Origin of the sequence: Solwaraspora sp. WMMA2056 (genome assembly GCF_030345095.1) — a bacterium.
Lineage (GTDB): Bacteria > Actinomycetota > Actinomycetes > Mycobacteriales > Micromonosporaceae > Micromonospora_E.
Genome location: NZ_CP128360.1, coordinates 2179742 through 2194800, shown reverse-complemented (window position 1 = coordinate 2194800; position 15059 = coordinate 2179742). Strand labels below are relative to the sequence as shown.

The following is a 15059-nucleotide window of genomic DNA, read 5'->3' as shown; positions in this document are numbered from 1 at the left end:
CTGGGTACAAGGGTGCCCATCCGCCGACGCGGAACCCGACGGGCCCCCGCCCGAGACGGGCCGGTACGGCGAAGTGACCTTGAGGAGGAAACGATGCGACGCGGTTCGATATCCGGGGTGATCGTGCTCATCTGGCTGGTCATCGGTCTGGTGGCGGCGGTGCAACGTGGCTACTTCGAACGCGACGACACCAACTGCGCGCACGCCGGCAGCACCATCGTCACGGTGCTCGCCGGCCCGCTGAACTACATCGGCGTCAACCCGCAGGTCGACTGCGACCTGCCGGAACCGTCCGAGTGACCGGAACCGGTCCCGGGTGACCCGTACCGGTCAGGCGTCGGCGAGGTGGGGCGGGAAGCCACCGGTGGCGACCGGCCCCCACCTGTCGATGGTCAGCCGGATCAACGACTTGCCCTGCCGCCGCATCGCCTCGCGGTACTCGTCCCAGTCCGGGTGTTCGCCGGCGATGCAGCGGTAGTACTCGACGAGCCCGTCCAACGCCTGCGGCAGGTCGACGACGGTGGCGGTGCCGTCGACCTGCACCCACGGCCCGTTCCAGTCGTCGGAGAGCACCACCGCCGACACCGTGGGGTCGCGGCGGATGTTCACCGCCTTGGCCCGGTCCGGGTAGGTGGCGACGACCAGCCGCCCGTCGGTGTCGACGCCGCAGGTCACCGGCGAGGACTGCGGGCGACCGTCGGCCCGGGTCGTGGTCAGCACCGCCCGGTGCCGGGTCCGCAGGAAATCCACCAGCCCGGCCCGGTCGACCCGGGTGTTCGTCGCGATGGCACGTGCCACGGGTGGGCTCCCTCGGGTCGGCGCCCACGACCTGCGGGCGCATCTGGACCGGACCGGCACAATGATCCCATGCCCGCTGCTGGCCGACCGCCGTGTGAGCCGATCACCCCGACCGCCACCCGGCCGGTCCGCCGCCCGGTGCTCGTGCAGAGCTGGCACGATCTGGCGTTCCTGCACTGGCCGGTGGACCCGTCGGTGGTCGCCGGGCTGCTACCGCCCGGCACCCGGCCGGACACCGTCGACGGCGTCACCTACGTCGGGCTGATCGGGTTCCGGATGGTCGGCGTCGGCATGTTCGCCGGGCCCGGCATCCCGTACCTGGGGACCTTCTGCGAGACCAACGTACGGCTCTACTCGGTGGACGACGCGGGTCGGCGGGCCGTGGTGTTCCGCTCGCTGGACGCGGCCCGGCTGGTGCCGGTGCTGGTGGCGTTGGCCAGCCTGCGGCTGCCGTACCGGTGGTCGTGGATGCGGCTGGACCGCACCGGTGACACCCTCACCTACCGGTGCCGGCGGCGGTGGCCGGGGCCGCGCGGCGCGGCCAGCCGGATGTCGGTCCGGGTCGGCGCGCCGATCGCCGAGCCGACCCCGCTGGAGCATTTCCTCACCGCCCGCTGGGGTCTGCACGAGCGGGTGTACGGCCGGACCCGCTACCTGCCGAACGACCACCCTCGGTGGCCGTTGCACCGGGCGGAGCTGGTGGACCTGGACGACGGCCTGCTCGTCGCCGCCGGGCTGCCCGCCCCGGACGGACCACCGGTGAGTGTGCTCTACTCCCCCGGCGTACCGGTCCGCTTCGGCGCCCCGGTCGCCGTGCCGTGAGACCGGCCGGCCGGCCGTCGTGACCTGAGAGCGGCCGTCCCGGCGTGCGGCCGGCGCTGCGGTCGCGGAACTTGCCCCCGAAGATCACAATGCGGGGATGGCACGACGATGGTGGGCAGTGGTCGCGACGACGGTGCTGGTGGTGACGACCGCCGGCTGTGTCGACGGGGGCGCGTCGCAGTTGCCGGCCCGCGTCGGGCAGCTGCCGGAGCAGGTCCGTGGGCTCGGTCCGGCGGTGTTCGCCGTGGCGGTGGCCGACGAACGCCGTACCGACCTGACCGGGCTGGTGGCGGTGGAGCGCTTCGGCGACGAGATCGCCGGGGTGGCACCCGACCGCCGCCATGCCGAGATCGCACTCGGCGACCCCCGCTTCCCGACCGTCGCCGACGGGCTCGCCGAGGACCGACGGGCCGCCCTGCTCACCGACGGCCGGATCATCGACGTCGCACTGCCCGACCACGTCTACCTCCGGACCGCGACCGGGGTCGGCCCGCAGTTGTCGATCACCGGGCCCCGCTGCCTGATCGTTCGCCCGGACGGCACGGTCGAGCAGCCGGCGGTGGAGGCGGCCTGCGTCGTCGCCGAGCACGGCGGCGTGATCTGGCAGGAGCGACCGGGCGACCGGTTCGGCGGGGTCGACCTGACCACCGGGGCCGTCAGCCCGGCGATCTCGCTGCCCACCTACCCGTTCGCCGCCGCACCGGACGGACGGCTGCTGGCCGCGCTGACCGACGAGCGGCCGGCGCGGCTGATCATCGCGGACACGGCCGACGGGAGTTGGCGCCCGACGGTCGAGGTCGCCCGTACCTTCGTCTCCGGGGTCTTCACCGACGCCGGGTTCGCCGTGACACACCTGCGGGACGGGTTGCGGGCGGTGAGCGTGGTCCAGCCCGACGGCGTGGTCCGCACCCTGCTCAGCCCGGTCGGCGACGTGACGTTCGCGCCGGCCGGCCGGTACGCGCTGGTGGAGGAGACCGGGTCCGGTGCCCGGCGGTTGGCGGTGCTGGACCTGACATCGGGGTCGGTGGTGCCGGTGACGGAGGCACCCGAGCCGGCCGGTGCGTCGCCCGCCGGTACGTCGCCGACCGCCCCGGCCGGTGACGCGGGCCGGCCAGGTCCGACCGATCTGCCCCCGGTGGCGGGCAGCCTCGCCGTCGCGGTGGCCGGCGAGGCGGCGCTGGTCGTCGAGCTGCCGTACGACGCGGATGTGCGCCGCGACGCCGACCTGCCCAACCGGGTCTGGTCGGTCGATCTGGCGAGCGCGACCGCACGGCCGGGCCCCGACCTGCGGGGGGTGTCGTCGGCCACGGTTCTGCCCTCGACCGGGGCGTCCCTGGCGGCGCTGCGGCTGGGGCCCAGCGGTGACGCCATGACCATCGACACAGCCGGCACCGTCACCACCGCCGGATCGCTGGCGACTCCCCGGACCGCGTTCCCGGACGGCACGGTGCTGCACGATCTGCACGACGAGGACGGCGAGCTGCGCGTCGACCGGGTGCTGCTCACCGACGGCGCGGGCCACCGCACCGAGATCGCCACCGGCGGCGGCTCCGGGCAGCGGGTGGGTGGTGTGCTGGCGACCCCCGACGGCGCGTACCTGCTCGTCTCGCTGCGGTCGGATCGCGGGGGCAGCCGTCCGCCGGGGCCGGAGGATGCCCTGGTGCTGGTCCGCCGGGACGGCACCGGCGAGCCGCTGGTGCTCTACCAGGGGGCGGTACTGGTCAGCCTGGGCTTGACCACCGAATAGGCAGGCGGACGCGGGACGACGGTGGGTAGCTGGGTCACAGGTCGCGTAGGGCGCGGTGCAGCAGGTCGCGGCTGGCGTCGGGCGGTTCGGCCTCGATGAACAGCCGGCCGACGGCGGCCGCGTACCGGTCGACGTCCTCCCGCTTGTCCAGGTAGAGCGCGCTGGTCAGGTGCTCCAGGTAGACCACGTCGGCCAGTTCCTGCTCCGGGAAGCGCAGGATGCTGAAGGCACCGCCGGCGGCGGCGTGGCCGCCGCTGCGGAACGGCACCACCTGCAGCCGTACGCCCGGCAGCTCGCTGATCTGGGCGAGCGCTTCGATCTGACCGCGCAGCACCCGGGTCCCGCCGATCGGCCGGCACAGCACCGCCTCGTCGACCACCGCCCAGATCCGCGCGTCCGGTCGGTCGAGCACCCGCTTGCGGGCCATCCGCAGCTCGACCCGCCGCTCCACCTCGGCGGCACCGGAGCCGCTGAACCCGATGCTGACGACGGCCCGCGCGTACTCCTCGGTCTGCAGCAGCCCCGGCACGAACTGGATCTCGTACGTACGGATCAGGCTGGCCGCCGATTCGAGGTCCAGGTAGTACTGGAACCAGGTGGGCAGCAGGTCGGCGTACGGGTGCCACCAGCCCGGCTGGTTCGTCTCCCGGGCGAGGGTGGTCAGCGCCGTCCGCTCGGCGAGGTCGACGACGCCGTAGAGGGTGAGCAGGTCGTCGACGTCGCGTTCCTTGAATCCGACCCGGCCCAGCTCCATCCGGCTGATCTTGGACTCGGAGGCCCGGATCGCCCAACCGGCGTCCTCCCGGCTGACCCCGTTCGCCTCCCGCAGCCGGCGCAGCCGGGCACCGAGCTGCATCCGGCGGACCGTAGGTCCGCCGGTCGGCTGCCCGTGCTGCCCGACCACGATGATGGCGGCGGCTACGGCTTGCGGCCGACGCCGCAGTACTGGTCGGATTCGGGTAGCCGCGCCTGGTCCGGCTCCGGCCGCCAGCGGTTCACCGGTGCCACCCCCGGCTCGACCAGGTCGAGCCCGTCGAAGAACCGGCTGATCCGCTGTGGGCTGCGCAGGTGGTACTGCGGGTTGGCCGATTCGTTCCAGATCCGGGCGGCCTCGACCACGCCGGGACTGGTGTCGGCACCGTCGTAGAGGGCCAGGTAGCTGCCGGACGGCAACGCGTCGAGCAGGCGGCCGACGATGCCTGCGGCATCGTCGTCGTCGGCGATGTGACCGAGAATCCCCATCAGCATCAGCGCGACCGGCTGGCTGAAGTCGAGGGTACGGCCGGCCTCCCGCAGGATCGACTCCGGATCGCGCAGGTCGGCGTCGATGTAGTCGGTGACGCCCTGCGGGGTGCTGGTCAGCAGGGCCCGGGCGTGCACCAGCACCAGCGGGTCGTTGTCGACGTAGACGATCCGGGCCTCGGGTGCCACCGCCTGGGCGACCTCGTGGGTGTTGTCGGCGGTCGGCAGGCCGGTGCCGATGTCGAGAAACTGGCGGACGCCGGCGGGGCCGGCCAGGTGGCGCACCGCGCGGGCCAGGAAGTCCCGGGACAGCCGGGCGTTCTGCGCCATCTCCGGGAAGGCGTCGCGGATCTGGTCGCCGACCTCCCGGTCGACGGCGTAGTTGTCCTTGCCGCCGAGCAGGTAGTTCCAGATCCGGGCGGTCTGCGGAACGGTGGTGTCCAGCTTGGGCGCTGGAGCGGGCCCGTTCGAGGGGTCGTCGACCACGGTGCATCCTCACGATTCGGGCATGAACGAACGGTTCGCACTATAGCCCCGACGATCATCGCCGCCAAGGTCGCTTGTAGAATTTCCACATCGTTTTCTGATCACCTCGGCGGTACGGCGAGCAGCCGCCGCAGGTCGGCGACCGGCTGCGGCCGGCCGTACCGGTAGCCCTGCCCGCGTGGGCAGCCGATCGCCGCGACCGCCCGGTGCTGCGTCTCGGTCTCCACCCCCTCGGCGACCACGACCAGCCCGAACGCATCCGCCAACCGGGTGACCATCTCGACCGTCGCGTACGCGGTCGCGTCCCGGGTGTCGAGCCGGTCGACGAAACTGCGGTCGATCTTCAGGTCGGTGGCCGGCAACCGGTGCAGGTAACTCAGCGACGAGTAGCCGGTGCCGAAGTCGTCGATCGAGATCCGTACCCGCAGCTCCCGCAGCCGGCGCAGGCCGGCGAGCACCTCGTCGGCGCTGTCGATCAACGCCGTCTCGGTCAGCTCCAGGGTCAGCCCGGCCGGTGCGAGCCCGGCCGCCGTCAGCGCCTCGTCGACCGTACCGACCAGATCGGCACGGAGCAGATGGGCCGGGGCCAGGTTCACCGCCACCGACATGCCCGGCGCCAGGTCCTGCCAGGACGCCGCGTCCCGGCAGGCGGCGGCGAGCACCCACCGGTCCAGCGGCAGCACCAGCCCGGTCTCCTCGGCCAGCGGCAGGAACCGGGCGGGGCTGAGCAGCCCGTGCCGGGGATGCCGCCACCGTACGAGCGCCTCGGCCGCCCGGACCACCCCGCTGCCGACCTCGACGATCGGCTGGTACGCCAGCTCGAACTGGTCGCCGTCGTCGACCGCGCGGCGCAGGTCGGCGATCAGGTCGGCGCGGGTCACCGCCGCCTCCCGCAGGGCCGGCGTGCAGAACCGGTACGCCGACTTGCCGGCCGCCTTCGCCGCGTACATGGCGATGTCGGCGTCACGCAGCAGGTCGGCGTCACCGGTGTGCTGCGGCCCATACGCGGCGATGCCGATGCTCGCCGACGTGCCGCTGCCGTCGGCGAGCGCGGCCAGCAGCCGCTGCGCCAGCCGTTCGGGATCGGCCGCCGGATCGTCACGGCGGTCCGGCTCCGGGCCGGCCGACGGGTCGAGCAGGACGGCGAACTCGTCGCCGCCGAGCCGGGCGGTCAGCCCCGCGCCGGCCACGACCGCCCGCATCCGGGTCGCGACCTCGGCCAGTACGGCGTCGCCGCTGGCATGGCCGAACCGGTCGTTGACCTGTTTGAACCCGTCGAGGTCGAGCAGCAGGACCGCGACGGCGGCCCGGTCGGGGTCGGCCACGGAATCCGGGTACGGCTCTCCCGGCTGGTCGCCGTGCCCACGTCGGGCGACGATGGCCTGCCGGAGCCGCCGGGTGAACAGCAGCCGGTTCGGCAGGCCGGTCAACTGGTCGGTGTAGGCGAGTTGCCGCAGCCGCGCGGCCAGCCGCCGGTTCTCGTTGGCGGCCAACGCCTGACGCAGGGCGAGCGCCGCGAGCAGCGCCACCGCACTGCCCTGCACCACCGGTACGGGTTGCCCGGCGACGACGATCGCCACGATCGCCGCCCCCACCGTCAGGTACGGCAGCGCCACCCGCCACCACGGTATCGGCGCGGGTTCGGCGGTCTCGTCGAGGCGGCCAAGGTCGGCCGGGGGCGGGTAGCGGCTGGCGCAGGCGACCAGCAGGTAGCTCAACGGCCAGCAGACGTCGATCGGATGCCCGGCCTGGTACTGCCCCTGGGCGATCAGCGACACGTACACCGCGTCGGCTCCGGCGCGCAGGGCGAGGCTGGCGCCGAGCAGGGTCAGCGGCGGCCACAGTGGGCGTGCCGGCGCGGCGACCGAGATCAGCACGACGAGCTGGATCAGGTCCAGCATCGGGTAGAACATGCCCAGGCTGCGGGCGGTGCCGTCCAGGTCGGCACCGGCCATGTCCCGGTAGACCACGACCCAGGCGACCGGGACGAGCGCGAGTCCGACGATCACCCCGTCGAGCACCACCCGGGCCCGGCCCAGCCCGCTGCGGGGCGCGGACACCGCCGACAGCAGCGCGGCGGTGCCGGTGACGATGCCGGCGACGAAGACCGCGCCGATCAGCGGGGTGTGCGGCAGCCCGTCGGCACCGAGCCGGTTGACCGTCCAGATGGTACGGCCGGCGGCGGCCAGCCCCATGGTGGCCGCCAGCAGCAGCCAGAAGCGGCGCAGCGCCGGCGGGTGCCGACCGGCGGTCTCGGCGCAGGCGACGGTGGCGCAGCCCGCGACGACGGTGGCGCCGAGGTCGCTGGCGAGCGCCGCCGCCGGTCCACCGGCGACGAGCCAGACGACCTCGACCGTGGCGGCCCCGACGCCGACGCCGAGGGCCGCCGTACCGGCTCGTCGGGGCCGCGCCGGCACCGGACGGTCTGCTGCCACCGGCGGAATCTATCGTCCCGTACGGATGTTGCTCGGTAGGCTGTCGGCGAGTTTACAAGGGACCTGACCAGGTGGACGGTCCCGGCGGACCGGACGTCGACTCAGCCGGCCTGGCTGGCGATGCCGAACCGCACCCCGCCGTCGTCGTCGACGGCCGCGTCGAGAGCCTTGTCCTGCAGCATGGCGGCGGCGTCGGGGTCGAGAAAGACCCGGGCACCGGAGGAGTCCACCACCTGGTCACCGGTGTCCGGCTGGTCGGCGAGGGTGAGCGTGAGCGAACCTGCGGTCGGGTCGGCGGCGATCCGCAGTCCGGCGCTCTCCGGCGCCTGCTGCTGCGCGGCGATCTCCCGGATCACGAACACGGCGTTGTCGGTCATGGTCAGCATTGCGACTCCTCGGCTGGTTATGGTCACCGGCGGGCGTGCCCGGCACGCGACACCACACGATCGGCGTGCGGCGGGATCGGGATCTGCGGGATTTCTGACGGCGCGGCGGACAGGGCGCGGCGGGCGGTCAGGGCGGGCGGCGGAAGCTCCAGGTACTGGGTCGGTCGGCGGCCGTCTGCCACCCACCGTGCCCGACATCCGCCGGCCCGTCAAATTTCCCCGGGTGATCCCGGCGTTTCCCGCGCGACTCCTCGACGCTCGCCGCGCGGCGGCCGGCACTCGCCGGGAACGCTCAGCGCTCCTCGCGGAACAGCACGTGGCGGCGCAGCACCGGGTCGTACTTGCGTAGCACCAGCCGGTCCGGATCGTTGCGGCGGTTCTTCCGGGTGACGTACGTGTAGCCGGTGCCTTCGGTGCTGCGCAGCTTGATCACCGGGCGGAGGGCGGTCTGTCGGGCCATCAGATCCGCGCTCCCTTCGCCCGCAGGTCGGCGACGACGGCCTCGATGCCGCGACGGTCGACGGTCCGCATGGCTCCGGCGGTGAGGGTCAGGGTGATCCAGCGGCGCTCGGCGGCCAGCCAGTACCGGTGCCGTTGCAGGTTGGGTCGCCACTGCCGGCGGGTGCGCCGGTGCGAGTGGGACACGGCGTTGCCGAAGCTAGGGGTGGCGCCGGTGACGTCACATCGTCGGGACATGGACACTCCTGTGATAATGGGAATCGTTATCATTAGAGCGTAGCACCGCGACCGGGACGGCCCCGTCCAACCGGTAGCCGACCCCGTGGATGGTGCGCACCACGGGCAGGTCGTCACCGAGCTTGGCGCGCAGCCGCCGCACGTGCACGTCGACGCTGCGTGGGCCACTGCGCCGGTGCCCCCACACCTGATCGAGCAGCTGTTCCCGGGTTAAGACCTGTCGGGGGCGACCAGCCAGGCAGAGCAGCAGGTCGAACTCGCGCCGGGTGAGCGCGATCTCGGCCAACCCCAGGAACACGGTCCGCGAGTCCGGGTAGATACGCAGCGCGGCGGGATCGACCAGCTCGACCGGTCCGGCCGGGTGGGTACCGGCGGCGGGCGGCTCGTCGAGCAACCGCTCGAGCAACGCGATGAGGCGGAGTCGTACGTCGGCGTCCATCCCGCTATAATGACAACCGTTTTCAAGTACGTCGAGGGGAACGTGAATGCCGTCACCGCTCGCTCCGGCCGGCCGTACCGCCCGGCCACCCGCCGACATCCGCCCGGCGGTCACCGTCCTGACCGGCTTCTGGCCCGCCGCCACGATGGCCGTCGCCCGGACCCTGCTCGCCGCCGACCCGAGCCTGCTGATCGTCCGCCACGACCTCAGCGGAGTACGCGACGGCACCGTGCACCGGGTCGTCCGGGACGGCACCGGGATCGTCGAGGACGTCCGCGTCGATCTCGTCCACGGCTGCGTCTCCTGCACCCTGCGCGAGGACGTCCTGCCCACCCTGGCCCGGCTCGCGACCGACCGGCCCGGCAGCGACATCGTGCTCGTCCTGCCCGAGGTCGTCGAACCCGAAGCGGTCGCCGCCGCCTGCCGGCACTGCCGCGTCGGCGGCGCGGCCATCGACGACCTCGTCCGGTTCGACTCGTACGTCACCGTGGTCGCCGCCGAACACCTGCTCGACGGCCTGATCAGCACCGACGACCTGGTCCACCTCGGTATCCACGCCGCCCCCGACGACCACCGCGCGCTGGCCGACGTCATCGCCCGGCAGATCGAGTACGCCGACACGGTGGTGCTCTGGGGTGAGGCCGACGGCGGCGACTTCGAAACCCACCGGCTCGGTGTCCTGCTGCACCGGATGGCCCCCTGGGCGGTCCACCTGCGCGCCGGCGACCAGCCGGTCGTCGACGCCGGCTGGCTCGCCGCCCGACTGCGGCACACCGCCCGGCACCGTCCGGAAACCCCGGACGTGCTCACCCGTGGCATCGAGGGCTACACCCTCGGTGTGCACGAGCCGGTCGCCGACTGCGGCATCGTCTCGGCGGTGTTCCGCGCCCGGCGGCCGCTGCACCCGGGCCGGCTGCACGCCGCACTGGACGACCTGACGGCGGAGGCGCTGCGCTCGCGCGGCCACATCTGGCTGGCCAGCCAGCCGGAGACCGTGCTCGGCTGGGAAAGCGCCGGTGGCGGCCTCGGCCTACGCACCCTCGGCCCGTGGCTGGCCGCCGTACCCGACGCCGAGTGGGAGCAGGCCAGCGCGCAGCGGCGACTGGCCGCCGCGATGGAGTGGGACCCCTACTACGGCGACCGGCACCAGCACCTGGTCTTCGTCGGCGTCGACCTCGACCCCGCCGGCCTGCACCGACGGCTCGCCGCCTGCCTGCTCACCGACGCCGAGCTCGCCGACGGCGAAGCCGGCTGGCGGGCCCTACCGGACCCGTTCACCGGCTGCTGAGCCGCCCTGGGCACACGGGCAAGGGCCGGACCCTGGGTACGGGGTCCGGCCCTTGCAGATGCCGTGCTGCTCCGTGGTGCCTGTTGCGGTCAGCTGTTCCAGTGCTGGGCGACGAGTTCGGCGGCCTGGGTCTCCCACTGGGCGTAGTGGTCCGGGTACGCCGACACCTGCACGGTCTGCGCGGCCTCGGTCAGCGGCATGTCCTGCCAGCCGTCGACCTGCTTCAGCCCGTTGAGGAACGCGGTGGTCGAGTACTCGACGTCGGTGATCTGCTCCACCGTGCCCCAACCCGACGACGGCCGCTGCTGGAACAGGCCCTGCGAGTCGTGGTCGTTACGGTCACCCAGGTGGCCCAGGTTCTCCAACTTCGACTCCTGCAGCGCGGTCGCGATCGCGACCACGGCGGCCCGCTCGTCCATGCCGGCCTTCTTCGTGGCGGCGATGATGCCCTTGACGTTGTCGGTCTGCTCGCCCGACAGGGTGATGCGGGACTGTTCGCCCTGCACACCGTGCGGGATCAGCTTGGCGGTGTCGACACTGCCGCTGTCGCTCGCGGCTGCTGCGGCGGGTGCGGCCAGGGCGGTGGGGGCGTGGTCGGCGGCCAGCGCGGGGCCGGCGATCGCGCCGCCGGCCAGGGCGAGACCGGCGATGCCCAGGGCGGTGGTGCGCAGGCTGGTGGCCAGGGTGCGGGTGATGATCGTGGTCATAGGGGGTCCACCTTCCGTTTTCCGAGGGGGCACACCCGCCACCCGGGCCCCTCAAGCGTGCCGGGGCGGGCGGTCGTGTGGGGTGTGCGGTAAACGGTCGTCCGGGTGGTACGGGGACGCGGCGGCGGCTTCTCGCCCGCTCGGGGCTGGCCTTCCGTGCGTCGCGACCATGTACAACCACGCGGGCCGGCCGGCCATTCCCCGCCCGGGGACCGGTCCATCGGCCCGGGGTGCCGGCCTGACATGTCACCGTCCGTTACGGCACCCCAGAGGGAGATCTGTCCGGGCGATATACCTCAGAGGAATGATTATTCCCCTGGGGAATACTGCGCTACCGCAGTACCGGTCCGCCAGGACGCCCAGGCAGGTTGGAACGGGCAGGCCTGCCGGGGCCTTCCAGGCCTGCCAAGAGGTGGTCGTGGCGTGGCATGCTGCTGACCATGTGTGTGCGGAGCGGCCGATGACCGTGGTGTCCGTCATCAACTACAAAGGTGGCGTCGGGAAGACCACGCTCACCGCCAACATCGGCGCCGAACTGGCGTACCGGGGGCACCAGGTCCTGATGATCGACCTGGACCCGCAGGCGAGCCTGACGTTCTCGTTCGTCGAACCGACCGGGTGGGAACGGGAACTGGCCGACGAACGGACGATTCTGCAGTGGTTCGGTGACGTGCTCGACGGTGGCGGTGCCGCACCTCTGGACCGGTACGTGTACACCCCGCCGACTGTCAACGAGGTGATCAGCCAGGCCGGGCCGGGACGTCTCGACCTGGTGCCGTCACATCTGATGCTCACCGATGCCGATCTGGACTTCGCGGCCAGTCTCGGCGGCTCCCGGTTCCAACACGGCAGTCCGCGCTTCCTCGCGCTGCACCGGGCGCTCGCCGACGCGCTGGCCGCCCCGGCCTTCGCCGGATATCAGGTGGTCCTGGTCGACTGTCCGCCGAATTTCACTATGGTGACCCGGACCGGAATCGTGGCCAGCGATCACATCCTGATCCCGGCGCGCCCCGACTACCTGTCCACCCTCGGCATCGATTATCTGCGCAAGAAGGTCTCCGAGCTGGTCACCGACTACAACCGGGTCGCCGTCGGCAAAGCCGACCAGATCAGCCCGGAGATCCTCGGCATCGTCTTCACGATGGTGCAGTACACCGGTCACGGCCCACTGTTGGCGCTGCGCAACTTCATCGGTCATCCCGCCACCATCGAGATCCCGCGCTTCCAGCAGATGATCCGGGACAGCAAGACCGTGTTCGCCGCCGCAGGCGAGCAGGGGCTGCCGGCGGTGCTGATGCCGGATGCGAACATCAACGTCCAGTACGAGCTGCAACAGCTCACCAGTGAGTTCCTCGCCAAGATCCGCCCGTAGGAGTCCGTCGTGACCAGCCCCGCCGACCTGTCCCACGCCGTCCTGATCCGGGTCGCCGATTTCCTGCGTAGCCTGACACCGGATCAGCTCGCCGCGCTCGCCGACGGCAACGCTGCGCTGTCCGTCACCGGCGCGTCGACACCGGCGGAGTCGGCGTCGACACCGGCGTCGTCCGTACCGCAGCCGCCGCCCGCCCGGCGGACCCGCAGCACGGCCGCGAAGGCACCGACCGTCGTCGACACCGAACGGATCCGCGCCGATCTGGCTTCGATCGACGACCGGGTGGCCGCCGGCCGGTACCTCGACGATCTGGGGCTGAAGGTCGCCGAGTTGCGGACGTTGGCCGCCGAACTCGGCGTGGCGCTGCCCAGCCGGGCGACCAAGGCCACCATCGGCAAGAGCATCGTGCAGGCGACGGTGGGGCGCCGGCTCACCTCGGCGGTCCTGAGCCGCCCGGCCGCCGGCGGCTGAGGCTCAGCTGTCCAGTTGACGGCGTACCTCGTCGAGGACCTGGGCCCAGTGCGCGGCCGGCGCACCCGCGCGCAGCTGGCCGGCGAGATGCTCGGCGAGCTGACGGGCGACCCGGTCGGTGAACTCGGGCTGGTCGTCGGTCGCGCCGGACGTGGCCGGGCGCGGTGCCGCCAACGGCATCGGCTCGCCGACGCAGACCACGTCCAGATGTCCGGTGGTCCGGGTCAACGCGACGTACAGCATCCGGTGGCCACGGTCGTCGTCGGCGACGATCTGCTCCGGCTCGACGACCACCACGGCGTCGAACTCCAACCCCTTGGCCTCGGCCGGACTGACCAGGTTGATCGCCGACCCGAGGTCACCCTGCTGGGCGCTGCTCCAGGTCACCTCGTTGTCGGCCAGGGCCGCCTCCACCTCGCGGCGGCAGCGCGGCGGGCAGACGATGCCGACGAACGCGCCCTTCTCGGCGTGCGCCGTGGCGACGGCGACGACCCGGCCGGCCCGTTCGGTCAGCCCGACCCGGTGCACGCCGGGCTCGGCCGGCCCGTCGCGGACCACCTCCGGCGGGGTCACCTGCGGCGCGGCGACCGGCAGCAGCTGGGCGGCGAACTGGTACGCCTGCCGGGGCACCCGGTAGCCGTACCGTAGCGGCGCGACCCGTACCGGGTGGGTCGCCGGCAGGTGCCGGGTCACCTCGTCCCAGCTGTCACGGGCCCAGGCCCCGGTGGACTGGGCCAGATCGCCGAGTACGGTGCACGACCCGGTGCGGCTGCGTCGGGCCACCGCCCGCAGCTGCATCGGCGACAGGTCCTGCGCCTCGTCGACCACCACGTGTCCGTACCGGCGCTGCGGTGCGCCGTCGATGAGATGGTCCAGCTCGTCGAGCAGCGGCAGGTCGGCGGCGGACCAGACCTCCTCGGAGATGCGGTCGGCGCCCCGGCGGTGCAGCAGGGCCAGCTCCTCGGTGGTGAACCCGGCGTCGTCGGCGGCCCGCAACCGGGGCCGGGAGGCGAGCAGGCCACGCAGGAACACCGGCGGGGTCTGCTGCGGCCAGAGCCGTTCGACCAGGTTGGCCAGCGCCGGTTCGCCGCGCGGGTCGACCCCGGCCCGGTCGTGGACCAGGTCGGCGAGCCGGTCCCGGAACAGCTGCCGGCGGCCGCTGTACGGCAGGTCGGCGGCTGCTGCGGCGTCCAGCGCCGCCTGCACCTGCTCGCCGGGCAGGGTGACGAACCGGCTGCCGAGCAGCAGCCGCTCCGCCGGATCGGGGGTGCCGATCCGGTTACGCAGGGCCCGGTCGAGCAGCCCGGCCATCCGGGCGTCCCCCTTGAGCCGGGCCACCGCCGCCGGTTCGGCCCGGCCCCGCCGTACCGCCGGGGCGAGCCGGCTGATGTCGCGCAGCTCGACCTCGGCGTCGCCGAGGCCGGGCAGCACCTGGCTGATGTAGCGCATGAACGTCGGATGCGGCCCGACCACCAGCACGTCGTCGGCGGCCAGGTCGGCGTGCTGGAACAGCAGCCAGGAGACCCGGTGCAGGGCGATCGCGGTCTTGCCGGTGCCGGGCCCGCCCTCGACGACGAGCACCTGGTCCAGCGGGGAACGGATCAGTTCGTACTGGGCGGCCTGGATGGTGGCGACGATGTCGCGCAGCGTCCCGGTGCGGCCCCGGGCCAGCTCGGCGAGCAGGTGGGCGTCGACCCCGGCCGCGCCGCCGGGCTCCGGGCCGCCGGCCGCTGCGGCCACGCCGGCGGCGATCTCGGCGAACAGTACGTCGTCGAGGTGCTCGATGGTGTTGCCGGTGCACCGGTAGCTGCGTTTGCGGACCAGGCCCTGCGGGTCGTCCGGGCTGGCCGTGAAGTAGCGGGCGGCGGCCGGTGCCTGCCAGTTCACCACCAGCGGATCGGCGCTGCCGTCGGCGCTGATCAGGTGCCGGCCGAGGTACAGCGCGGGGCCGGAGTCGGCGTCGATGCGGCCGAACGCGACCGCCTCGTCGGCGTCGCCGAGGGCCCGGGCGGCTGTCGTGGCGTACTGGCGCAGCCGGGCCGCCGCCGCCTTGTCGGCGCCGCTGCCGGCGAGCGCGTCGAGCCGGGTGCGGCGGCGGTCCCGTTCGGCGGCGGCGGCGTCGAAATGCTCCTGCTCGGCGGCGATCTCCGCGGACATGTCGGCCATGGGC

16 protein-coding genes are annotated in these 15059 nt (G+C 73.1%); 6 read left to right on the top strand and 10 right to left on the bottom strand.

From position 1 onward, the window contains the following. The first annotated feature begins 93 nt into the window (after positions 1-93). Positions 94-300 (top strand): hypothetical protein, encoded by a 207-nt coding sequence (locus tag O7608_RS10130; protein ID WP_289209695.1) that lies wholly within the window; start codon positions 94-96, stop codon positions 298-300. A 30-nt stretch (positions 301-330) separates the two neighbouring features. On the opposite strand, the gene O7608_RS10125 is transcribed toward O7608_RS10130, so the two are convergent. Continuing rightward, positions 331-798 carry a PPOX class F420-dependent oxidoreductase gene (locus O7608_RS10125; RefSeq protein ID WP_289209694.1) on the bottom strand — a complete coding sequence of 156 codons (468 nt, stop codon included), beginning with the start codon at positions 796-798 and terminating at the stop codon, positions 331-333. A 69-nt stretch (positions 799-867) separates the two neighbouring features. Between O7608_RS10125 and O7608_RS10120 the strand changes: the two genes are divergently transcribed. Both O7608_RS10120 and O7608_RS10115 read left to right on the top strand, forming a co-directional pair. Further along, positions 868-1620 (top strand): YqjF family protein, encoded by a 753-nt coding sequence (locus O7608_RS10120; RefSeq protein WP_289209693.1) that lies wholly within the window; start codon positions 868-870, stop codon positions 1618-1620. Positions 1621-1717: 97 nt separating this feature from the next. After that, positions 1718-3367, top strand: a complete 1650-nt coding sequence (locus O7608_RS10115) for a hypothetical protein (RefSeq protein WP_289209692.1) — start codon at positions 1718-1720, stop codon at positions 3365-3367. A gap of 34 nt (positions 3368-3401) precedes the next feature. Here the strand turns inward: O7608_RS10115 and O7608_RS10110 are convergent, their stop codons facing one another. From O7608_RS10110 to O7608_RS10080, 7 genes are all read right to left on the bottom strand, one after another. After that, entirely contained in the window at positions 3402-4277 is an 876-nt protein-coding gene (locus O7608_RS10110; RefSeq protein WP_421361463.1) for a Sco1979 family transcriptional regulator, read from the bottom strand. Between the two features lie 8 nt (positions 4278-4285). Further along, on the bottom strand, positions 4286-5095 hold the full coding sequence (locus O7608_RS10105) for an SAM-dependent methyltransferase (protein WP_289209690.1): 810 nt from the start codon (positions 5093-5095) through the stop codon (positions 4286-4288). Positions 5096-5196: 101 nt separating this feature from the next. After that, positions 5197-7530 carry a putative bifunctional diguanylate cyclase/phosphodiesterase gene (locus tag O7608_RS10100; protein ID WP_289209689.1) on the bottom strand — a complete coding sequence of 778 codons (2334 nt, stop codon included), beginning with the start codon at positions 7528-7530 and terminating at the stop codon, positions 5197-5199. Positions 7531-7631: 101 nt separating this feature from the next. Further along, complete coding sequence (locus O7608_RS10095) at positions 7632-7916, bottom strand: HesB/IscA family protein (protein WP_289209688.1); 285 nt, start codon at positions 7914-7916, stop codon at positions 7632-7634. 292 nt (positions 7917-8208) lie between these two features. After that, positions 8209-8376 carry a 50S ribosomal protein L33 gene (gene rpmG / locus O7608_RS10090; protein ID WP_282223713.1) on the bottom strand — a complete coding sequence of 56 codons (168 nt, stop codon included), beginning with the start codon at positions 8374-8376 and terminating at the stop codon, positions 8209-8211. After that, positions 8376-8612 (bottom strand): 50S ribosomal protein L28, encoded by a 237-nt coding sequence (gene rpmB, locus O7608_RS10085; protein WP_289209687.1) that lies wholly within the window; start codon positions 8610-8612, stop codon positions 8376-8378. The genes rpmG and rpmB overlap by 1 nt, the downstream gene beginning before the upstream one ends. Then, the gene (locus O7608_RS10080; protein ID WP_289209686.1) at positions 8596-9051 is read right to left on the bottom strand and encodes a winged helix-turn-helix domain-containing protein; all 456 of its coding nucleotides are present in this window, start codon (positions 9049-9051) and stop codon (positions 8596-8598) included. The genes rpmB and O7608_RS10080 overlap by 17 nt, the downstream gene beginning before the upstream one ends. 46 nt (positions 9052-9097) lie before the next feature. Between O7608_RS10080 and O7608_RS10075 the strand changes: the two genes are divergently transcribed. Next, positions 9098-10339: a CobW family GTP-binding protein gene (locus O7608_RS10075; protein WP_289209685.1), complete on the top strand. Its 1242-nt coding sequence runs from the start codon at positions 9098-9100 to the stop codon at positions 10337-10339. A gap of 89 nt (positions 10340-10428) precedes the next feature. On the opposite strand, the gene O7608_RS10070 is transcribed toward O7608_RS10075, so the two are convergent. Continuing rightward, positions 10429-11022, bottom strand: a complete 594-nt coding sequence (locus tag O7608_RS10070) for a hypothetical protein (RefSeq protein WP_289210847.1) — start codon at positions 11020-11022, stop codon at positions 10429-10431. Between the two features lie 484 nt (positions 11023-11506). Here O7608_RS10070 and O7608_RS10065 point away from each other — a divergent pair, with 484 nt between their 5' ends. Next, positions 11507-12418: a ParA family protein gene (locus O7608_RS10065; protein WP_289209684.1), complete on the top strand. Its 912-nt coding sequence runs from the start codon at positions 11507-11509 to the stop codon at positions 12416-12418. A 9-nt stretch (positions 12419-12427) separates the two neighbouring features. Next, a complete protein-coding gene (locus O7608_RS10060; protein ID WP_289209683.1) occupies positions 12428-12889 on the top strand; it encodes a hypothetical protein in 462 nt (153 codons plus the stop codon). Positions 12890-12892: 3 nt separating this feature from the next. Here the strand turns inward: O7608_RS10060 and O7608_RS10055 are convergent, their stop codons facing one another. Then, positions 12893-15055, bottom strand: coding sequence for a HelD family protein (locus O7608_RS10055; protein ID WP_289209682.1), 2163 nt, complete (start codon positions 15053-15055; stop codon positions 12893-12895). Positions 15056-15059: the final 4 nt, after the last annotated feature.